Origin of the sequence: Dokdonella soli, assembly GCF_039523175.1 — a bacterium.
Lineage (GTDB): Bacteria > Pseudomonadota > Gammaproteobacteria > Xanthomonadales > Rhodanobacteraceae > Dokdonella_A > Dokdonella_A soli.
The window spans coordinates 135,025-158,133 of the sequence record NZ_BAAAEU010000015.1 but is presented as its reverse complement, the minus strand read 5'-3'; the positions used below and the strand labels follow the sequence as shown (position 1 = coordinate 158,133).

Below are 23,109 nucleotides of genomic sequence, written 5' to 3'. Positions count from 1 at the left end.
TCAGGCATCGCGAAAATAGAACCCCAGGAAATGCTGCAGTGTGCATTCGGGATGCAACGGAACGTAGAGGGAACTCTCCAGGCAGTGCCACGAGTCCTCCAGCACATAGCCGAGATTTACCAGACTCGCGACAAACGCGGCGATGCTGTCGACCCGGCATGGACTGACCGAGAAGCCCGTGTTGTGCAACGTCACGTACGGCGTTCCACCGGTCAGGCACAGACGGTTGATCAGGACATGGCGCGGCATCCTGTCGAGCGCGCCGAGGATCGCAGCCAACGGCTGCTCGACAAATTGCAGGCATCCCGCCGTGAACAGGAGTTCGGCGCCGTCGAGTACTTCGACGCGGTCAGTGAAACTCAGGGCGGGCGCCGCCCGCTTCTCTGCAAAGAGGCGCCCCAGTGCGACGACCTCGGGCAGCTCGCAAACCGTCCAGACCATGCCGCGTGGCAGCGGCAGGCGATCACGATATGCGTAATAGGAGGCACCGACGCTGCCACCGAAATCGATAAAGCGGCCGTCACCCAATGTCGGCAGCAACCGGGTCAGCCAGTACAGGATCGGGTAGTCGTGCGACTTGATCGTCAGGTGCTGTTGCAGGCCGACTTCGTGGTCGGTCCGGTAGCGCGTATCCGCACCGAACCTCGCTGCAAAGGTCTGCGCGCTTGCGAACGAATCGAAAACGCCCCAATGCAGGTTCTGCCAGCCGCGCGCCGCAAAGAACCGGCGCTGGCCGACGTGCTCGACCAGGAAACGTGGCATGAGCGGCCTCAGCCCCCGCCTTGCCATTGCCATCGCTGCGGCCGGCATGATCGCTCCGCATGCAGCAACTACTGCTGCAATATCGGTATCACCCGACGCAATTCGCAGCATGGTCCGGAAACGACGGGAGCGCAAACGTCCCGTCACCGCGTCGATCAACCTGCTGGATCCGGCACCTGCTGGCACGGGATCCGCACCCGGTCCGCAGTGCGGCGTCGCGCGAGTCGCGACTCTGGTGCTGCCTTCTGCACCGGAAACAGCCCGGCTGATTCAGCCTCGGCCACACTGAGATACGAGATATCGGATGAATACGCGCATTCCCGAGCGAGAAATGCGAGAATTTCGTCGCATTTTCACCAGCCCGGACCCGTATCGGTCCCGGCAGGAATTGCGAGAGCTTCCCGTCGTTACATCTGCGGAGCGCAGGGCGTAAACGGTCGTCATGACAGGGGGCGCACGCTGCGCACTTAGCCGGGCGGAGCAGCGAAGCGAACGATGATCCAGCGTCAGCCGGACCAGCAGGATCAAGCGACGGGCCATGTGGCACTGCCCGATGTGCTGGTGCGCGCGGCGCGTGCGGAAAATGATGTCGCTGCGCGTACCACCGACTTGCCGGTCGACACGGCGATCGTCGTCGCGCTGCGAGCACGCGCACAACGGCTGGCCGTCCCGTTTGATGACCTTTGCCGGGCAGCATTGGCGCTAGTGGATGCGCGACTGACCGGCAATGCGCAAGTCACGCTAGGCGCCGCGCCGGCGGCGCGCGCGTGCGCGTACACGATCCCGGCAAGCGCCGAGCTCGAGGCCTGGCTGCGCGCCACCGTGGTCGCTACGCCAACGCATGACACGCCCGCGGCGGCAATGCCCGCGGCAGCCAGCGCGATGGGCGTCTGGACTGAGGATGCCGCGACTGCGGAGGCAGCGCTCGCATCGACATCGACCGCCTGGTGGTTTGACGGTACGCATCTCAATGCGCGCTTCCGCGATCCGCCGTTCGATGCGGCCACGGTCGACTTGCTCGCCGGTGCGCTCGGCAACGTCATGCGTGGACTTGCGACTGCGCAACGCCTCGAGGACGTGTCCGCGCTCAGTGTCGATGAAACACGGCGGCTGCTCGTCAACTGGAACGCGACCGCGGTCGTGCGTCATCCCGGCGACACCGTGCACGCCCTGTTCGGCGCGGTCGCGCGGCAACATCCCGAGCGCACCGCACTCGTCGACGGTGATGCACGCATCGGCTATCGCGAACTTGACGCACGCTCGGACCGCGTCGCTGCCGCGCTGATTGCGGCCGGCGTCGCGCCCGGCGATGCGGTCGCACTGCTGCTGGACCGCTCGATCGCGGCGATCGTCGCCGTGCTCGGCATCCTCAAGGCCGGTGCCGCCTACCTGCCGCTCGACCTCGCCCATCCGCCGGAGCGGCTCGCGTTCACGATCACCGACGCACGTGCGAAGCTCGCGATCGCGCAGCGCGGCGACGCGCCTGAGCTGCCGGGCAGCGGCGCGCACGTCGTGGCGATCGAGGATCTCGAGGCGGGCGCGTCCGGCTTCGACGCGCCCGCGCTCGACGGCGACGCACTCGCCTATGTGATGTACACCTCCGGCTCGACCGGCACGCCGAAGGGCGTCGAGATCGCGCACCGCTCGATCATTCGTCTCGTGCGCGAGGTCGACTACGTCGCGTTCGGCGATGCGCCGTGCGTGCTGCACGCGGCGCCCCTCGGCTTCGATGCGTCGACCTTGGAGATCTGGGGCGCGTTGCTGAACGGTGGCACGGTGGTGATCCATGCCGAGCGCATACCGAGCGGACGCGGACTCGCCGCGACGATCGCGCGCGCGCAGGTGCGCATCGCGTGGCTGACCGCGGCGCTGTTCAATGCGATCGTCGACGAGGACCCGCGCCACCTCGCCGGTCTCGAGCAGCTCCTGATCGGCGGCGAGGCGCTGTCCGTACCGCACGTGCGCAAGACGCTGGCCGCGCTGCCCGGCACCATGATCATCAACGGCTATGGCCCGACCGAATGCACGACATTCGCGGCGACCTACGCGATTCCGCGTGATCTCCCGGCCGATGCGCGCACGATCCCGATCGGCCGGCCGATTGCCGATACCACGCTGTACGTGCTCAACGCACGCGGCGAACCGGTGCCGACCGGCGTGATCGGCGAACTGCATATCGGTGGCGCTGGTGTCGCGCGTGGCTATCTCAACCGCCCGGAATTGACGGCCGAGCGCTTCGTGCCGGATCCGTTCGGCACACCCGGCGCGCGGCTCTACCGCACCGGCGATCGGGTGCGCTGGCTGCCCGAGGGTGTCATCGAGTTTCTCGGCCGCGCCGACGGCCAGATCAAGATCCGCGGCTATCGCATCGAGACCGGCGAGATCGAAGCCGCGCTGAAGAACCATCCGGCCGTGCGCGCGGCGGCCGTCGTCGTACGCGAAGACCGACCGGACCACAAGCGCCTGGTCGCCTACTACGTCGAGGACGCCTCGGTCGCGCCGGCCGCGTTGCGCACGGCGCTCGCGCGCACGCTGCCGGAGTTCATGGTGCCCGCGCTGTACATGCGCCTCGATGCCCTGCCGGTGACCGCGAACGGCAAGCTCGACCGGCGCGCGCTGCCGGTGCCGGATACGCAGCGCCCTGAACTCGGCGTCGCGTATGCGGCGCCCGTCGGCGCGACCGAGTCGCGTATCTGCGCGCTGTTCGCCGATCTGGTCGGCGTCGATCGCGTCGGTCGCGATGACAACTTCTTCGATCTCGGCGGCAACTCGCTGCTGGCGGTCAAGGCCGTCGCCGCGCTGGATGCGCAACGCGAGGCCCTGTCGATCACCGACTTCTTCCGTGCGCCGACACCGTCCGCGATCGCGATGACGCTCGAACACGGCGCAGATCGCACTGTCGCCGACTCGCGCCTGGCCCGGCGCGGGCGCGCCGATACGGCCGAACCGATCGCGATCATCGCGATGGCCGGCCGTTTCCCTGGCGCAGCTGACGTCGAGACATTCTGGCGCAACCTCTGCGACGGCCAGGAATCGATCACGTTCTTCGCGCCCGACCAGATCGATCCCGGCGTGCCGCGCGAGCTGCGCGACGATCCGGCCTATGTGCGCGCGCGCGGCGTGCTCGACGGCGTCGAGGACTTCGATGCCGCGTTCTTCGGCATCACGCCGCGCGAAGCGGACCTGATGGATCCGCAGCAGCGGATCTTCCTCGAGCTGTGCTGGGAATGCCTCGAGCGCGCCGGCCACGTGCCGGATGCCCACGCGGAGCCGGTCGGCGTATTCGCCGGCATGTACAACGCGACGTACTGGCAGCGCCATGTCAGCCAGCATCCGGAACTCGTCGAGAAGCTCGGCGAATTCCAGGTCATGCTGGGCAACGAGAAGGACTACATCGCGACGCGCGTCGCGCACAAGCTGAACCTGACCGGTCCCGCGATCAGCGTGCACACCGCGTGCTCGACCTCGCTGGTCGCGATCTGCCAAGCCGCCGACGCGCTGCGTGCGGGCCAGTGCGCGATGGCGCTGGCCGGCGGCGCTTCGCTGACCTGTCCGCCGCGCAGCGGTTATCTCTACCAGGACGGCGCGATGCTGTCGCCGGACGGGCATACGCGCGCGTTCGCCGCGGACGCGCAGGGCACGCTGTTCAGCGACGGCGCCGCGGTCGTGCTGCTGAAGCGCCTCGCCGATGCGCTCGCCGATGGCGACCCGGTCTACGCGGTGGTCCGCGGCGGTGCGGTCAACAACGACGGCGGCGTCAAGGCGAGTTTCACCGCGCCGAGCAGCGCCGGTCAGGCCGCGGTGATCGCAATGGCACTCGATGCGGCCGGCGTCGATGCGCGCTCGATCTCGTACGTCGAAGCGCACGGCACCGCGACACCGCTCGGCGACCCGATCGAGATCGAGGGTCTGACTACGGCGTTCCGGCGCAGCACGAACGCGACGGGCTTCTGCGCGATCGGCTCGCTGAAGAGCAACGTCGGCCATCTCGTCATTGCGGCCGGCGCCGCCGGCGTGATCAAGACCGCGTTCGCGCTGGCCGAGCGCCGACTACCGCCGACACTGCACGTCGGCGCGACCAATCCGGTGATCGATTTCGCGCATTCGCCGTTCGTGGTCAACCGCGAGCTGCGCGAGTGGCGCGACGACACGGGTCCGCTGCGTGCCGGCGTCAGCTCGTTCGGCGTTGGTGGCACCAACGCGCACGTGATCCTCGAGCAGGCGCCATCAAGCGTTGTCTCCGAACCGGCCGCGGGACCGCAGCTGCTGCCGCTGTCCGCGCGCACGCCGCGGGCACTCGCGGCAGCCGCGCAACGGCTCGGCGCGCACCTCGCCGCAGAGCCGGGCATCAATCTTGCCGACGTCGCATGGACGCTCGCGCACGGACGCAAGGCGTTCGCACAGCGCACCGCGATCGTCGCCGCCGATGTCGAGGACGCGATCCGCCAGCTCGGCGAGGCCGGCCCGACGTTGCGCGCGACCGAGGCACAGGCCGCCGGCGTCGTGTTCATGTTCCCCGGCCAAGGCGCGCAGTACGCCGGCATGGGCCGTGCGTTGCACGCGAGCGAGCCGGTGTTCCGCAACGCGCTCGACGCCTGCGCGGAAATCCTCGCCGGCGAGCTCGGCTTCGATCTGCGCGAACGCCTGTTCGCCGACACTACCGATGAGCTGCGCGAGACCGCGCTGACCCAGCCGGCCACGTTCGCGATCGAGTACGCGCTCGCCCAACTCTGGATCGCTGCCGGCATCCGTCCCGCCGCGCTGATCGGGCACAGCGTCGGCGAGTTCGTTGCCGCGGTGCTGGCCGGCGTCATGGGGCTCGACGATGCGCTGCGCCTGGTCGCACGACGCGGCCAGCTGATGCAAGCACTGCCGCCGGGCGCGATGCTGTCGGTACGCCTCGATGCCGAACGGCTCGGCGCGCGCCTGCCGGCCTCGCTCGCGCTCGCTGCCGAGAACGCGCCGGGCGCCTGCGTCGTCGCCGGCGAGATCGCCGACATCGAGACCTTCCGCATCGCACTCGAGGCCGACGGGATCGCCTGCCGCCCGCTGCGCACCTCGCATGCATTTCATTCATCGATGATGGAGCCGGTGCTTGCGCCGTTCCGCGCCGAGGTTGCGCGTGTCGCGCTGGCCGCGCCCTCGATCCCGATCGCCTCGACCTTGACCGGCGCGCTGCTGGAAGCCGCCGAGGCGACCTCGCCGGATTACTGGACGCGGCACCTGCGCGGCACCGTGCGCTTCGCGCGCGCGCTGGCGACGCTGCTCGAACGCGACGCCGGCAGCATCTTGCTCGAAGTCGGGCCGCGTGCGACGCTGGCCACGCTCGCGCGCCAGCAGGGGACACGGCCGCGCCACGCGATCGCGTCGCTCGCCGACACATCGGTGGGTGAACGCTGCGCCTGGCTTGGTGCGGCCGGACAGCTCTGGTGCGCCGGCGCGTCGTTCGATTTCGGTCCGCTCGACCGGCGTGCGCACAAGCGGCGTGTGCGCCTGCCGACCTATCCGTTCGAACGCAAACGCCACTGGGTCGAGGCAACACCCACGGCGACGCTTCCGGTACCCCTGCCGACGTTTGTGCCACCGCCGATCCCGGAGCTGCCGATGGCCCCTGCTGCGCCTGCTGCATCGCCTTCCGCCAACGCCGCCGACCGCCGGCCGCGCCTGCTCGCGCAACTCAAGAACCTCATCGAGGATGTGGCCGGTGTCGAAGTCGGTGATGCGGATCCGGCCGCGAACTTCATCGAACTCGGCCTGGATTCGCTGGCGCTGACCCAGGTCGCGCTACAACTATCGAAATCATTCGGCCTCAAGCTCACGTTCCGCCAGTTGATGGAAGACCTGTCTTCCCTGGAGGGCCTTGCCATGCATATCGACCGCGAACTGCCGCCGGACGCACCGCCGTCCGCCGCGTCTGCCGCCGCGCCGACGGCACCCGCAATGCCCTCCGCCATCCTGCCGGTCGCCGTGCCGGGCGGACTCGTGCAGCAGGTGATCCAGCAGCAGATGCTGATCATGCAGCAGCAACTCGCGCTACTCGGCGGTGCGGGACCGGCGATCACGCCCGCACCTGTGGGGGTGCCGGTTGCGCCCGCTGCACCGATCGCCGCGGCGCTGCCGATTGCGACGCCCGCGCCGGCGCAGGACGACGAGGCCGCGCTTGCGCACACGACCTACGACGTGAAGAAGGCGTTCGGCGCGATCGCGCGCATCCATTCGACGAAGACCGATCTCACCGACCGCCAGCGCGCGCGCCTCGATGCGTTCATGCGCCGCTACATTGCTCGTACGCAGAAGTCGAAGGACTACACCAGCGAGCATCGTCCACATCTGGCCGACCCGCGCGTGGTCAACGGTTTTCGCCCGCTGCTCAAGGAGATCATCTACCAGATCGTGATCGGGCGTTCGAAGGGTGCTCACCTGTGGGATCTGGACGGCAACGAATACGTCGACGCGCTGAGCGGCTTCGGCATGAACCTGTTCGGCTGGCAACCGGATTTCGTGCTCGACGCGGTGCGTCGGCAACTCGATCTCGGCTACGAGATCGGCCCGCAGCATCCGCTCGCCGGTGAAGTCGCCCGGCTGATCTGCGAGGTCACCGGCTTCGATCGTGCCGGCCTGTGCAACACCGGCTCCGAGGCGGTCATGGGCACGATCCGCATCGCGCGCACCGTGACCGGGCGCAGCACGCTGGTGATCTTCAGCGGCGCCTATCACGGCATCTTCGACGAGGTCATCGTGCGCGGCACGAAGAAGCTGCGCTCGGTGCCAGCCGCGCCGGGCATCCTGCGCAACACCGCCGAGAACGTGCTGGTGCTCGATTACGGCACACCGGAGACGCTGGCGATCATCCGCGAGCGCGCGCACGAGATCGCCGCGGTTCTGGTCGAGCCGGTGCAGAGCCGGCGTCCGGACTTCCAGCCGCGCGAGTTCCTGCACGAGCTGCGCGAGATCACACGCGAGGCCGGCGCGCTGCTGATCTTCGACGAGGTCGTGACCGGCTTTCGCGCGCATCCGCGCGGCGCGCAGCACGTGCTCGGCGTCGACGCCGACCTCGCCTCATACGGCAAGGTCGTCGGCGGCGGCTTCCCGATCGGCGTGATCGCCGGCAAGCGCGACTACATGGACGCGCTCGACGGCGGCCAATGGCAGTTCGGCGATGATTCACACCCGACCGTCGGCGTGACGTATTTCGCGGGCACCTTCGTGCGCCATCCGCTCGCGCTGGCCGCAGCGAAGGCGGTGCTCGGCCACCTCAAGCACGAAGGCCCGGCGCTGCAGGAGCGGCTCAACACGCGCACGGCGAAGCTGGCGGCTGAATTGAACGCGCACTGCGCAGAGGTCGGTGCACCGGTCACGATCGCGCACTTCGCCTCGATCTGGAAGATCGCTTTCAGCGAAGACCATCCGCTGCAGGATCTGCTGTTCGCGATGATGCGCAGCCGCGGCATCCACATCCTCGACAATTTCCCGTGCTTCTTCACGACCATGCACAGCGAGTCCGACTTCACCGCGATCGCGCAGGCGTTCAAGGAGTCGATCGCGGAACTGCAGGAGGCCGAATTCCTGCCGCGCCGGGCGATCGCGCAAAGCCGCGCGTTCGATGCGGCGAAGCCGCCGCTGCCCGGTGCACGGCTGGGCAAGGATGCGGATGGCAACCCGGCCTGGTTCGTGCCGAATCCGGACGCACCGGGCAAGTACAGAAGGATCGACGCATGAGCACGGCGGACATCCAGAGCGCTGCTTCGACGGCCGTGGACTACGATCCGTTCTCGACCGCGCCGCTGGCGCGCGTGGTGCCGTCGACCGAACCGCAGCGCGAGATCTGGCTCGCGGCAAAACTCGAACCTGAGGCATCGCTCGCCTACAACGAATCGGTGTCGCTGCATCTGCGCGGACCGCTGGACGCGAACGCGTTGCGCACGGCCCTGCAGGCGCTCGGTGATCGCCACGAAGCGCTGCGCGCGACGCTGAGCGCGAACGGCGAGGATTTCTGCATCGCCGAACACGTCGATCTGCCGTATGCGGAGCACGATCTTTCCGCGCTCGATCCCGAGGTGCGCGAGGCCGAGGTCGCGGCGGCGCTGCGCCGCGTCGTCGAGACGCCGTTCGATCTCGAAAAGGGCCCGCTGCTGCGCACGGAACGCCTGCGTCTCGGCGAACACGATCACCTGCTCGTGCTGACCGCGCACCATATCGTCTGCGACGGCTGGTCGTGGGGCGTGATCGTCAGCGATCTGGCCGCACTTTACCGCGGCGCTGGCGCCGCATTGCCACCGGCTGATTCGTTCGGCGACTTCGCGCTCGCGCAGGCAGCGCTTCCGGGGACGGATGCACACCGCGCGGACGAGGCGTACTGGCTGGCGCGCTTCGGCGGGCCCGCGCCGTCGCTCGATCTGCCGACCGATCGCCCGCGACCGCGCCGCCGCACGTTCACGTCGCGGCGCGAAGACCGCATGCTCGATGCGGCGCTGATTGCCGAAGTCAAAAGCCTCGGCGCAAAACGCCGCGCCAGTCTCTACGCAACGCTGCTGTCCGCGTTCGGCGTGCTGCTGCAGCGCCTCAGCGGGCAGGACGATGTGGTGATCGGCATTCCCGCCGCGGGACAGGCCGGCGGTGGCCATCACGCCCTGGTCGGTCATTGCGTCAACGTGCTGCCGCTGCGCGCGGCGATCGATCCGGCGGCGCCGTTCGCGGACATCCTCGACCGCGTGCGTGGCGATCTGCTCGACTCTTTCGATCACCAGCAGTACACGCTGGGCACGCTGCTCAGGCGTCTCGCGCTGGCGCGCGACGCGAGCCGGCTGCCGCTGGTCAGCGTGCTGTTCAATCTCGATCAGGCGCTGGACGAGTCGAGCGTCACCTTCGCCGATCTCGGCTTCGAGTTTCGCGGCAATCCACGCACGTTCGAGAACTTCGAACTCTTCATCAACGCGGTGCAGGTGAACGGCGCGTTGCGCCTGGAATGCCAGTACAATAGCGATCTCTTCCACGCGGACACCGTGCGTGCGTGGCTCGATGCGTACGAAACCCTGCTGCGCAGCGCGGTGGCCGACCCGGCCGTCGCCGCGCGCGATCTCGTGCTGATTTCCGAACCGGCGCGCGCGCGGCTCGAAGCGTTCCAGCCCGCGCGCACACCCTACGCGGCCGATCGTCTCGCGCACGAATACTTCGAGGCGCAGGTCGATCTCGCACCGACACGTGCGGCCGTTCGCGACGCCAAGACGCGATGGAGCTATGCCGACCTCGAAGCGCGCGCGAACCGCATCGCTCACACATTGCGCGCACGCGGCGTGCGGCGCGGCGCTCTGGTCGGCCTCAGCCTCACGCGCGGCGTCGACATGGTCGCGGCCGTGCTCGGCACGCTCAAGGCCGGCGCAGGTTACGTGCCGCTCGATCCCGCGTTTCCGGCGGAGCGACTGGCCTTCATGGCGGAGGACGCCGCGCTTGCTGCGCTGATCGTGGACGATGCGGCGCCGAGCAGTTTCACGTTTGCGAACGATCGCACGATATCGCTGACGCGCGATGCGGACACGATCCTGGCGGCGCCGTCGACGCGCGCCGCGCGCGACGACGCGGCCGCAGCCCCCGACTCGGTCGTGTACGTGATCTTCACGTCCGGATCGACCGGCAAGCCCAAGGGCGTGCGCGTGCCGCACCGCTCGGCCTCGAATTTCCTGACCACGATGCAGCGCGTACCCGGCATTGGTGCGGACGATCGTCTCGTCTCGGTGACCACGCTGTCCTTCGACATCGCGTTCATGGAGCTGATGCTGCCGCTCAGCGCGGGTGCGGAGATCGTGATCGCCGGTCACGATGATGTGCGCGATGGTGCCGCGCTGCGCAAGCTCGTCGAACAGAGCGCGGCGACGATGATGCAGGCGACACCGGCCGGCTGGCGCATCCTGGTCGATTCGGGCTGGCGGGGCCATGCCGGTTTCAGGGCGGTCTCGGGCGGCGAGCCGCTGCCGGTCGATCTTGCCGAAGCGCTGCTGCAGCGCTGCGGCGAAGTGTGGAACGGCTACGGGCCGACCGAGACCACGGTGTATTCGACCTACTGGCGCGTCGCCGAACCGCGCAACGGCATCTTCATCGGCCGGCCGGTCGGCAACACCAGCGTACGCGTGCTCGACGCCGGGGGCGCACTGTGTCCGCTCGGCGTTCCGGGTGAACTCTACATCGGCGGCGACGGCGTCGCGCTCGGCTATCTCAACCGACCCGAACTTGATGCGGAACGCTTCGTGCCAGATCCGTTCGGCACGCAACCCGGCGCGCGCCGCTACCGCACGGGCGACCGCGGCCGCTGGCACAGCGATGGCCAGATCGAACATCTCGGCCGGCTGGATTTCCAGGTCAAGGTGCGCGGCTACCGCATCGAGCTCGGCGAGATCGAGGCGAACCTCGCCGCTGCGCCCGGCGTCGCGCGCGCGGTCGCGGTCGCACGCGAGGACCGTGCCGGCGATGTGCGGCTGGTCGCCTACGTCGTCGCGCGCGAGGGGGCTTCGCTCGATGAAACGGCGCTGCGGACGCAGCTGAAGGCACGCCTTCCGGACTACATGGTGCCGCAGCACATCCTCCTGCTCGATGCGATTCCATTGCTGCCCAACGGCAAGATCGACCGCAAGGCGCTGCCGGCGCCGCAGCGCCCGGCCAGCGCCGCGAGCGAACGCATCGCACCGCGTGACGAACGCGAGCAGCGCGTCGCGACCGCGATGGAGGAAATCCTGGTGCTGCCCGGGCTCGGCATCCACGACGACTTCTTCGCACTCGGCGGCCATTCGCTGCTCGCCGCCCAGCTCACCGCGCGGCTCAACCGCGAGTTCGGCGTCAGTCTGTCGTTCCGCACGCTGTTCGACGCGCCGACGATTGCCGGGCTCGCGAGCGCGATCGGCGCCCAGCTCGATGACCGTGATGCGATCAAGGCGGATCCCATCACGCGCCGTGTGGACCAGACCCGCGCACCGCTGTCACTAATGCAGCAGCGCCTGTGGTTCCTCGAGGAAATGAACCCGGGCCGCGTCACCTACAACGCGCCGTCGGCGCATCGACTGCGCGGCCATCTCGACGAAGCCGCGTTCGAACGCGCGTTCGCGGCGATGGTGCAGCGCCAGCCGGTGCTGCGCACCGCGATCCGTCGCGACGGCGATCAGCTCATGCAGGTCGTCGAGCCGATCATCGATCTCGAGCTGTTCCCGGCGGAGGACCTGTCGGCGCTGCCGGTGAACGAGCGCGAGGCGGTGCTGATGCGGCGCCTGCAGGAACTGACCGACACGCCGTTCGACCTCACGCGCGCGCCGCTGTTCCGAGCCCGCATGTTCCGACTCGGCACGGACGATCACGCGCTGTTCTTCATGCCGCATCACATCATCTGGGACGGCTGGTCGTTCGATCTCCTGTATGTCGAACTGACTGAGGCGTACCGCGCGATCCTGGCCGACCGACAGCCGACCTTGCCGGCGTTGCCAGTGAGTTACGGCGATTTCGCGGAGTGGCATGCGCGCTGGCTCGAGGGGCCGCAGCTGCAGGCGCAGCTCGCGTTCTGGCGCGAGCGACTGACGCAGGTCGGCGAGCCGCGGAGCCTGCCGACCGACAAGCCGCGCCGGCCGGGCATGTCCGGCGAGGGCCGCACCGAATGGATCCGCGTGCCGAAGGAGCAGACTGAGGCCATGCATTCGGTCGCGCGCAGCGCCGACGCGACGCTCAACATGACCCTGCTCGCGCTGTACTACGTGTTGCTGCACGGGAGTACGGGCCAGCGCGATCTGGTGATCGGCACGCCGGTGCGCGGGCGCAACCACGCCGAAGTCGAATCGGTCATGGGCTATTTCACCAACCTGGTGCCGCTGCACGTCTCGGTGAATCCGGCACTGCCGTTTGTCGACTTCGTGCGCGAGGTCAAGCGCGTCGTCATCGACAGCTTCGGCAATCCGGACGTCCCGCTGGAGTACCTGCAGCGCGAACTCAAGGTCCGCCACGGCGGCGGCGCGCTGCTCTATCAGGCGCTGTTCTCGTTCCAGGACGCGCGCCAGCGCGTCACCGACTGGGGCGGCCTTTCGCACGAGCAGATCCTGCTTTTCCAGCGTGGCGCGACCGAGGATCTTGGCCTCTGGTTCCTGGAAAACGCCAGCGGCATGATCGGTGGCGTCACCTACAATGCGGACATCCTGCGCGCCGACACGGCGTGCATGCTGCGCGAGCGATATCTCGACCTGCTTGCGCGGGTGATTGCGGATGCACGGCAACCGATCGCCTCACTAACGCGGATCAGCGATGCCGACCTGGCGCAGATCAAACGCTGGAATGTGCCTGCAACAGATCTGCCTGCGCCGGCGTGCATCCATGCGCTCTTCGAAGCTCAGATGGATCGCGCGCCTGCGTCAACCGCCGTCAGCGTCGGCAGCTGGGGCACGAGTTACGCGGAGGTCGAGCAGCGCGCGAACCGCATCGCGGCGTGCCTGCGCCGGCGCGGCGTCGGCGAGCACAGCCTGGTCGCGCTCGCCGCAGAACCCGGCGTCAACCGCATCGCCGCCGTGTTCGGCATCCTCAAGGCCGGCGGCGCTTGCCTGCCACTCGATCCTTCGGATCCACCTGCACGGCTCAAGGCGCTGCTCGCCGACGCACGCGCGACAGCGCTCATCGGCGACTCCAGACTCGAGCACGCTCTCGAATGGCCGCGCACGCGCGCGCTGTGGTTCGATGCCGATGCGCCGGAAATTATCACTGCGCCCAGCGGCCGCGAGACGCGCCAGTACGGCGACCTCGACGCACCGGCGCTCGCCCTCTACACGCCGCACCCTTCCGGCCAACCGCACGCCACCCGGTTCACGCATCGCACGATCGTGAATCTGCTTGCGGGCCTGCGCCGCGTACTCGACATCGGCGACCAGGATCGCGTCCTCGGCACCGCCGGAGTGGATACCGGAATGTCGATCCTCGAGTGCCTGCTGCCGCTCGTCAGCGGCGCCGAGTTCGTGCAGGCAAGCCGCAGCGAGGCCGCCAGCGGCGATGCCTTGTCGAAACTGGTCGTCTCCAGCCGGCCCAGCGTTGCCTTTGCGAGCGCGGAAGCCTGGCAAGCACTGCTTGCCGCCGAAGGACCGGACCACCCGCAACCGAAGGCTGTCTGCGTTGGCGATTCACCGAAGTCCGAGCTCGCCGAGAGGATCGCGGCGCGTGGCAGCGGACTCTGGCATGCGCTGACGACCGATGCGACGATCATCGCCAGCTGTGCCCGGGTCGATTCGCTCGCGGCCGGCGTCGATGCCGGCGCCACGTTTGCGATGGTTCCGATCGGCGTGGTCGATGCCTCGGACCAGCCGTGTCCGATCGGCGCGATCGGCGAGATTTGCGTCGGTCACGTGATGGACCCTGCCACGATCGCGCTTCGTGAAAGTGTCGGGCGCACCGGATATCGCGGGCGCTGGCTCGCGAGCGGGCGCATCGAGGAACTGGGCCGCCTGGATCGTCGCGTCAGCGTCGGTGGCCGCGCCGTCGAACCCGCGGAGATCGAAACCCGACTGCAGGCGCAGCCTGGCGTCGATCGGTCGGTCGTCGTCGCGCGGGCGGATCGCGCAGGCGCCATGCAGCTGGAGGCCTACGTCACGCCGACGCCGGCTGGCACGCAGACTGACCTCGCGCATCTGCGCGCGACGCTCGCGGAGAGTCTTCCCGCCCATGCGATCCCGGCCCGAATCATCGCGCTGGACGAGCTGCCGATGTCGGCGAATGGTGACGCGGACGTTGCGGCGCTTGTGCCACCCGCGGAAGCTGGCGATGGCCAGACCAGTGTCGCCGCCGATGAGCCAGCCACTGCTGCCGAACGGCTGCTCGCCGCCATCTGGATGGAAGTACTCGGAGTTCCGCGCGTCGGCTCCGGCGACAACTTCTTCGACCTTGGCGGACACTCACTGCTCGCGGTCGCCATGATGACGAAGGTCGAGAAACAGACGCGCGTGCGCATGAACCTGCTGAGAGTCGCCAACAGCACGCTGCGCGCGCTCGCCGCCGAGCTGCCGGACGCTCCGGCCAGCATTGTCGCCACGCCGACGCTGGGTCAGCGCATGCGCAACCTGTTCGGCCTGGGGCGGCGCGAATGAATCCGCCGCTGCAACCGCAGATGCTCGAGGCGGATGGGCGGCGACTTTTCTCGGTGCTGCATTCGCCCGAGGGACGCCCGCGCGCTGGCGTGCTGATGTGTGCCCCGATCCTTCACGAGCACGTGCGCAGCTATCGCCTGTTCGCGCTGCTGGGTGATGCGCTCGCCAGCCATGGCGTGGCGGTGTTGCGGTTCGACTATTACGGCACCGGCGATTCGGGAGGTTCCGATGCGGAGTTTGACCTCGACGGTGCGGCCAGCGATGCCGCGCGCGCGCTGGAGATACTGCGTGGCCGCATCGGCGACGCTCCGGTGATCGTGCTCGGCATCCGCGCCGGCGTGTTCCCGGCCGTGCGCATCGCCGCGCAGGCCCAGGCGCTCTGGCTGTGGCAACCGATCCGCGACGGTCGTGCCTACCTGGCCGGGTTGCGGCAGCGGGACGCGGATGAGCGGCGCTCGACCCGACGCTACGCACTCCGAGCCGAGGCGCGGCAGATCGACTATCCCGACAGCCTGATGGGATTTCCGTGCAGCGATGCCCTGCTCGTCGGCCTTCGCGAGGCGCCCGATCCGCTATCCGGCGCGCCGCCGGTTCCGTTGGCAGTGTGCGACCGCGATGCCGCCGCCGCAGCGGCGCCACCCACAGTGACCGCACTCGAACTGGCGCCAGCGCTGACCGAATGGGCCGACCAGCTGGAAATGTACCTCCAGCCCGTGCGACCGGTGCAGGAAGTGGCCGGGCGCCTGGCAGCCCTCCTGGACACTCACTGAGCATGGAAGAAATTCTCGATCTCGGCGACGGACTGTTCGGCATCCTGAACCTGCCTCCGATCACGCAGCGGCGGCGTACCGCACTGGTTCTGTTCGATGCGGGCTTCATCCACAGGGTCGGCCCGTTCCGCCTGCACGCGCGCCTGGCACGAGCAGTTGCCGCGGAGGGCTATCCGGTGCTGCGCTTCGACCATCCCGGGGTCGGCGATGCGCTGGCGTTGGCCACGCTGCCGGCCGTGCGCGCAGCGGCACGCATCTTCGATCGCATCCGGGCCCGCACGGATTGCGAGCGCTTTGTCGTCGGCGGCATATGCAGCGCGGCAGACCAGGGCTGGCAGGTCGCACTGAACGAGCATCGTGCCGGCGGCATCCTCATGCTTGATGGGCTGGCCCGCAAAGGCCCCTGGCATGTCATCGGCCGACTCAAGCGGCTGGCACGCGAACCGTTCCCGCGCTGGCTGGCCGCGCTGCGCCGGCACCTGCGCTTGCGGCCGCCCCCTCAAGCTGGCGTGACTGCCGAAGACGTACGCGATTGGCCTGCGCCGGGTGTCGAACGCTCTCAACTGGCCAGCCTGGTGGCACGCGACGTCGAGATCTTTGCGCTCTACACCGGCGGCGCCGCGCACTTCGTGCATCCACGCCAATTTCGCGCGACCTACGGCGCGGCAGCAGCATCGACACGCGTGCAGTTCGCATACTGGGAGCACTGCGACCACATGTTCTACGCCGAGCCGGATCGCCAGCGCCTGATCGCCGCCGTGGTCGACTGGATGCAGGCGCGATTTCCGGACCGCACTGAACGACCGCGAGCCACCGCGGGATCACTCATCCGGCAAGATGTCGTGTGAAGCCCATCACCCTTGCGGACTGTGGAGAGAACGGCAGACTCCACTCGTCGAGGCCGTGTCCCAGTCAATCAGCTCGGAGGCATGGACCATGCGGCGCGCAGGAGAAAACGCGGCATCGAAGATATTCTTGCCGGACTCCATTCCATCATAGTCAATTCCCGCCATGCCCAGCATGGATGGGAACATTTCCGTCGTAATCAGCGGCTTTCCGGAATTGCCGGACAAATTATCCGCCCGTTCGTGGAAATCGGCTCGATATTGGTCGGATAGCCACACGAACGAGGCTACCGGATACTGGACATAGTCATAGCCTCCGTGTCCGGTTTCTCCGCATGCTCCATCGAACAGATCCTCGCCGTGGTCCGCCACATAGAACAGTCCCGCATCCGCCCCGATAGCCGCCAGATCGGAAATCACCTCCGCGAGCACATGATCGGTATACAGGACGGAATTGTCATAGGAATTGTTGACCTCCTGCTTCAGCCTCACGTCGTGATCGTCGGGATTGTCCTCCGGGAGATCGGTCAGGGATGGCTTGAATGTGTTGAATTCAATCGGATATCGCCGCTGATACGAATCGTGGCTGCCGAGCAGGTGGATTACAAAAAACTGCTTTGGCTCATTCCTTTCCAGGCGCTCGCGCAAGAGGGGCAGCAATACCCCGTCGTAGGTGCCCTTCCCGAAGCCTGAATTGTTTGATGGATTCACGAAAATCCATTCGTCGGACTGGCGCGCCACTCGCGTAATCGCGTTCTCCGCCTCGCCGAAGGAGGGCTGGTTGGAAAGCCAATAGGTTTTGAACCCGGCTTCCTTGTAAGCCCTGACCGTATTCAGGATGGTTGGCTTCCTTGGATTGGAGCCCTTCAAGTCCGCCGTCAGGATCGTCGGAACGGCATGCGTCGTCAGCGTCCACGGCGTCACCATGTCCGGAATCTTCACTACCCCGCGTGTCTCGGCCAGTCTTGGCGTGGTATTCCGCTGGTAGCCGAGGATGCCCATTCGGTCGCGCCGGCCGGTTTCCCCGATCGCCAGGACGTAGACCTCCCGAGCCGAGTTGGCGTTCAGCTCAACGGCATCGATTCTTGCGTGTTCCGTCTGCCTCAGAAAGGCGGATATCTCGGCTTCCTGCTTCATGTATTCCGCAATCGAGAAGGCGCGCCCGAAAGGAAATATCCCCTTCAACTTCAACGGAACCCGGTCGACGAACTTCTCCAGCGCGCCTTTGTAGGCGGGCATCTCCTCTGACGCCTTTTCGCTGGTGTCGATCGACCAGCCGACCGCCATCACCGAGAAGGCCACAAACAGGAGTGCAACACGGGAAGGCCACTTGAATAACTCCGTCCATTGCGGCGGATGCAAGCGCCCGCTGCTCCATACGCCCAACCACCAGGCGAGAATGGAAAAACCGATCAGGCCGACAAACTCCACCCCTCGTCCGCGCATATAGTCGGATGTTTCCGACCAATGCGTTTCCGTTATTGCCTCAACAATCGAGGGGATTATGTTTGTAGTAGGAGGCTCCCTGTAGGTTGTTGTATAGAACAGATCGAACGGGAGCAACAGAAAAAAAATCGGGAGCGAATACAGGCAGGCCCGCCTCATGCTCCGGAACGCCAGCAGCCAGGCCGCCATCAGACCGATGGAGATGGCGAGCTTCGCCTTGCTGGCGACTACGGGGATATAAATAGTCGTCAATATGTTCGGGGACAGCCATGCAAGGCAGTAGGCAGCCAATCCCGTGAGGGGAAGCATGCTCGAAAGCCATCCGCCGGCGACCGACGTGTCCCCTTCCCCTCCCGCAACCGCGACATCCCTTTTCATATCAACCTCGCCCGTCTTTCTCCAAAGAGAGCCGGCTCATCGGCGTTCTTCCGCTGCAACCCGTCAAAGGGGAAACGCAAGCAGTCACACTCGACTTCCACTACGCCATCTTCCTGCCGTGGCGGCGCCATTCTGAACTCAAGCCTCGGCGCGAGGAACAGCACTTGCACGCAACGCATGTCGACGCAACCGCAGGAACGGTCGCTCGATGATGAAGTACGACAGGAGTGCTGCCGCGAAGGCGAGCGCGAGGTTCAGTGGAAACGCGGTGACGGGCGCGTCCGCATGTCGATTCAGGAATGGCTGCTGCCACAGGTACAGCGAATAGCTGAGCGTGCCGATGAATACGACCGGGCGCAGATTGAGCAGGCGCCCGGTCCAGGTTGCGGTGCGCCGTGTGCTCGCCTCGACGAGCACCGCCATGAGCAGCAACATCCACGGCCACACCAGGAGATCGACCAAGGTGTATCCGCGCTCGCGATTGACCATCACGATCAGCGGCAGAAGCAGCAATAGCCAGCGGCTGCCCGTGAGGCGCACGTACGCCGGCTGCGTCAGCAGCCATGGTCGCAACAGCGCGATGGCGCAGCCGATGGCGATGCCGTCGGCGACCGCGGGAAAGATTTCCAGATCGCGATACGGCCCGGAGGCGAGCGCGAGATGCATGCCCGCCCTGATCACTGGTGCCGCGGCAAATGCGATGAATGCGGCGATGACCGCACGCCGCCCCCCGAGCCGGATGAACAGCAGCGGCCACAGCAGGTAGAACTGCTCCTCGACCGAGAGCGACCACAGATGTCCGATGTTCCACGAGCGCCCAGCGTTGTAGTTGACCACATAGGTCAACGCGGTGACGAGATCGGTCATACTGATCCGTACCCAGCCGATCAGATCGGCGATCACGATGATCAGGATGAACGCGTAGAACGCCGGAAAGATGCGCAGCACGCGGCGCACATAGAATGCCTTCAGCGAGACTCCGCCGGTCCGTTGCCGCTCGCTCATCAGCAACGAGGTGATCAGGAAGCCGGAGATGATGAAGAAGATGTTTACGCCGAGGTTCGCGAGATCGCCCAGCGAACGCCATAGCTCGACGGGGGGAAATCCCCGGGCACCCTGGAGATGTCCGAGCAATACCAGCGCGATGGATCCGGCACGCAGACCGTCCAAGGATGGAATCCTGTCGCTGGCCATGCGATCACCACCTCCCTCACCCGGCAGTTACAGGTTCCTGCCGGAAGTCCGAACCTGCCGACATCCGTTCGCGGACATCTACCGCGCTCCGCGCCCGAACAACACCACTTCGACGGTCTGCACCAGGATCATCGCGTCGAGCAGCAGACTCTGGTTCTTGACGTAGAACAGGTCGTACTTGAGCTTCTCGATGGCATCTTCTTCCGACGCTCCGTAGGGATAGTTGAGCTGGGCCCAACCGGTCAGACCGGGCTTCACGCAATGACGCAACCGGTAGTAGCGGATCTTCGGCGCCAGCTGCTCGACGAACAAGGGACGCTCCGGACGCGGACCGATGAAGCTCATGTCGCCGCGCAGGACATTCCACAGCTGCGGCAGTTCGTCGAGTCGCGTCTTGCGGATGAAGCGGCCGACACGGGTGACGCGATCGTCGTTCTTGGTCGCCCAACGCGCCACGCCGTCCTTTTCGGCGTCGGTGCGCATGCTGCGGAACTTGATCAGCCGGAATGGCTGACCGCGTTCGCCGACACGCTCCTGGCGGTACAGCACCGGCGCAGCCGCACCGGATTCGATCAGGATGGCCAATGCGGTGAGCAGCATCAGCGGCCAGGTCAAGGCCAGCACGAGGGCCGCGGAGCTGACATCGAACGCGCGTTTGGTCAGACGCCGCAACGGAGTGCTGTCGAACCCCCCCGAGAACAGCAGCCAGGACGGATCGGCGAGCGACAGCTGCACGCGTCCGGATTCGCGCTCGAAGAACGTGGTCAGCGGCGTGATCGCGACGCCGGCCTGCTTGCATTCAAGCAGCTCATCCATCGGCAGCTGCCCGCGACGGTCGTCTGGACCTACGACGATCTCGTTGATCTGCATCTGCTTCGTACACGCGACGAGACCGTCCGGTGCGGCGATCAGATTTTCTTGTGAAACCGCCGACTTTTCGCCCTCCACCGGCAAGAAACCCACCACGTGGAAACCGCGGCGATCGACCCGGCGGCGCATGCGCTCGACGATCAGCGCGGCGCGGCGGCCGCTGCCGAGCACCAGCACGCGCCGCTTGAGGGCATCGGCATCGACCAGGCGCACGAACAGCGCACGGAAGCCGGTGATCAGCGGAAATCCGATCAGCAGGGCCAATCCCAACACGCCACGGCCAACGTCGAACTGCGGCACCATGTAGTACAGCAGCGCGACCGCGACCCAACCCAGCGCGAACGCGATCGCCTGCCGCGCCAGCAAACCCTGCCAGCGCTCGCGCATGCGCGGCTGGTAGAGTCCGAGCGCCGACATCGCCCCCACCAGGATCGCGCCGAACGCCAGGGCACGTACCAGCAGCAGCCGCGTGTGCATGACGAGGTCCGCCGACGCATGCCAGTAGCGCAGATGCGTAGCCAGCACCAGCGACAACGCGAACAGGAACAACTCGCACAGGCCGAGCAGGAACAGCCAGCGCATCGTCTGTTCGCGCAGCAGATGGAGCATCAGTCGTTCCTTGCCGGACTGTGGCCGGCCGCTCGTTGGCGGAGCACCCCTTGTCCGCTGTACGCAGGAAGCGCGCCAGCCACGCGCAGCCACCACGGCGCAGCGGTGGCTGGAGAGACACCCGATCTAGCCTCGCGCATTCCGTCGCCCTCTGAAGCGCATCGCCCGGACAGAATCCACCCCGAAATACTGCACCCGCCACGTCAACCGCACTGCCGCATCGAGCCCCAAGCGTCTATCATCCTCCCAGTCGCGGGCACTCGCCGCAAGCCCAACTTAAACCACCTATCGCTGCAGGGAAAAACCGCATGTGCGGAATCGTCGCCGCTACCGCTCAACGTGATGTCGTGCCGCTCCTGATCGCCGGACTCAAGGCCCTGGAATACCGCGGCTACGACTCAGCCGGCATCTCCGTGCTCGAGGACGGCAAGCTCGCGCGCGTGCGCGCGGCCGGCAAGGTACGCGAACTCGAGGCACTGTACGACGCGCACCCGGTCGCCGGCGTCACCGGCATCGCGCATACGCGCTGGGCAACCCATGGCGTGCCGAACACGATCAACGCACATCCGCATGTCTCCAGTGATCGCGTCGCGGTGGTCCACAACGGCATCATCGAGAATCATGTCGAGCTGCGAGAGGAACTCAAGGCACACGGCTACCGCTTCGAGTCGGAAACCGATACCGAAGTGATCGCGCACCTGGTCGACCACGCGCTCAGCCGCGGTGCCGACCTGCGTGGCGCGGTGCTCAGCGCGACGCGGCGCCTGCACGGCGCCTACGCGATCGCGGTACTCAGCCGCGACCAGCCCGGCCAAATCGTCGGCGCGCGCCGCGGCAGCCCGCTGGTGGCCGGCCTCGGCGACGGCGAACATTTCCTCGGTTCCGACGTACAGGCGCTGATCAAGCAGACCAGCCGCTTCATCTATCTGGAAGAAGGCGACATCGTCGAGATCAGCCGGGAGGATCTGGCGATCTTCAATGCCGACGGCGAGCCGGTCGAACGCCCGGTCCGCACCAGCGAGCTGTCCGCCGATGCAGTCGAGCGCGGCGAATACCGCCACTACATGCTGAAGGAAATCTTCGAGCAGCCGCGCGCGATCGCGGACACGCTCGAGGGCCGCATCAGCGAGAACCGCATCCTGCCGAACATCTTCGGCGTCAACGCCGATGCGCTGTTGTCGCGGGTCAAGCACGTGCAGATCGTCGCCTGCGGCACGAGCTACCACGCCGGCCTGGTCGCGCGTTACTGGCTCGAGGGCCTGGTCGGGCTGCCGTGCAGCGTCGAAGTCGCCAGCGAATACCGCTATCGCCACGTCGTGGTGCCGGAAGGCACGTTGTTCCTCGCGGTGTCGCAGTCAGGCGAGACCGCCGACACGTTGGCCGCGCTGCGCGAGGGCAAGCGGCATGGCTATCTCGGCTCGCTGACGATCTGCAACGTGCCCGAATCCAGCCTCGTACGCGAGTCCGATCTCGTGCTGATGACGCGTGCCGGTCCCGAGATCGGCGTCGCCTCGACCAAGGCGTTCACGACCCAGCTGGCCGCCCTCGCGTTGCTGGTGTTCGAACTCGCGCGCCTGAACGGCATCGAGCCAGCGCGCTATTCGCGCCTCGTTGCCGAGCTCGCGACGCTGCCGCGCGTGGTCGGCGAAGTGCTCAAGCTCGACCCCGAAATCGCGGCGCTCGCCGAACGCTTCGTGCCCAAGCACCATGCGCTGTTCCTCGGCCGCGGCGTGCACTACCCGGTCGCACTCGAGGGTGCGCTCAAGCTCAAGGAAATCTCCTACATCCACGCCGAGGCGTATCCGGCCGGCGAGCTCAAGCACGGTCCGCTCGCGCTGGTCGACGAGGACATGCCGGTGATCACGGTCGCGCCGAACAACCAGCTGCTGGAAAAGCTGAAGTCGAACATGGAGGAAGTCCGCGCACGCGGCGGCGAGCTGTTCGTGTTCGCCGACACCGATGCGCCGGTCGCGCAGAGCGGCAGCCGCGGCGCGGTGCTCAAGATCGCCTCCGGCGGCAACCTGATCGCGCCGGCGGTGTTCACGGTGCCATTGCAGTTGCTCGCCTATCACGTCGCCGTGCTGCGTGGCACCGACGTCGACCAGCCGCGCAATCTCGCCAAGTCGGTGACGGTCGAATAGA

General features: G+C 67.1%; 9 protein-coding genes. 5 read left to right on the top strand and 4 right to left on the bottom strand.

Going from position 1 to position 23,109, the window contains the following annotated elements; genetic code table 11:
• On the bottom strand, positions 1-921 hold the full coding sequence (locus ABD002_RS12745) for a methyltransferase, TIGR04325 family (protein ID WP_343791667.1): 921 nt from the start codon (positions 919-921) through the stop codon (positions 1-3).
• 336 nt (positions 922-1,257) lie between these two features.
• On the opposite strand from ABD002_RS12745, the gene ABD002_RS12740 reads away from it, so the two are divergent.
• Genes ABD002_RS12740 through ABD002_RS12725 form a run of 4 tightly spaced genes read left to right on the top strand, consistent with a single transcriptional unit; the run spans position 1,258 to position 16,473 of the window.
• The gene (locus tag ABD002_RS12740; RefSeq protein ID WP_343791665.1) at positions 1,258-8,481 is read left to right on the top strand and encodes a hybrid non-ribosomal peptide synthetase/type I polyketide synthase; all 7,224 of its coding nucleotides are present in this window, start codon (positions 1,258-1,260) and stop codon (positions 8,479-8,481) included.
• On the top strand, positions 8,478-14,855 hold the full coding sequence (locus ABD002_RS12735) for an amino acid adenylation domain-containing protein (RefSeq protein WP_343791663.1): 6,378 nt from the start codon (positions 8,478-8,480) through the stop codon (positions 14,853-14,855). The genes ABD002_RS12740 and ABD002_RS12735 overlap by 4 nt, the downstream gene beginning before the upstream one ends.
• Entirely contained in the window at positions 14,852-15,625 is a 774-nt protein-coding gene (locus ABD002_RS12730) for a serine aminopeptidase domain-containing protein (protein ID WP_343791661.1), read from the top strand. Before ABD002_RS12735 ends, ABD002_RS12730 begins: the two co-directional genes overlap by 4 nt.
• A gap of 2 nt (positions 15,626-15,627) precedes the next feature.
• Positions 15,628-16,473: an alpha/beta hydrolase family protein gene (locus ABD002_RS12725; protein ID WP_343791659.1), complete on the top strand. Its 846-nt coding sequence runs from the start codon at positions 15,628-15,630 to the stop codon at positions 16,471-16,473.
• Between the two features lie 6 nt (positions 16,474-16,479).
• Here the strand turns inward: ABD002_RS12725 and ABD002_RS12720 are convergent, their stop codons facing one another.
• From ABD002_RS12720 to ABD002_RS12710, 3 genes are all read right to left on the bottom strand, one after another.
• Positions 16,480-18,294: a phosphoethanolamine transferase gene (locus ABD002_RS12720; protein WP_343791657.1), complete on the bottom strand. Its 1,815-nt coding sequence runs from the start codon at positions 18,292-18,294 to the stop codon at positions 16,480-16,482.
• A gap of 138 nt (positions 18,295-18,432) precedes the next feature.
• Positions 18,433-19,488, bottom strand: coding sequence for an acyltransferase family protein (locus tag ABD002_RS12715; RefSeq protein WP_343791655.1), 1,056 nt, complete (start codon positions 19,486-19,488; stop codon positions 18,433-18,435).
• Positions 19,489-19,566: 78 nt separating this feature from the next.
• Positions 19,567-20,967, bottom strand: coding sequence for a TIGR03013 family XrtA/PEP-CTERM system glycosyltransferase (locus ABD002_RS12710; protein WP_343791653.1), 1,401 nt, complete (start codon positions 20,965-20,967; stop codon positions 19,567-19,569).
• A 308-nt stretch (positions 20,968-21,275) separates the two neighbouring features.
• On the opposite strand from ABD002_RS12710, the gene glmS reads away from it, so the two are divergent.
• The gene (glmS, locus tag ABD002_RS12705) at positions 21,276-23,108 is read left to right on the top strand and encodes a glutamine--fructose-6-phosphate transaminase (isomerizing) (RefSeq protein ID WP_343791651.1); all 1,833 of its coding nucleotides are present in this window, start codon (positions 21,276-21,278) and stop codon (positions 23,106-23,108) included.
• The last annotated feature ends 1 nt before the right edge of the window (position 23,109 follow it).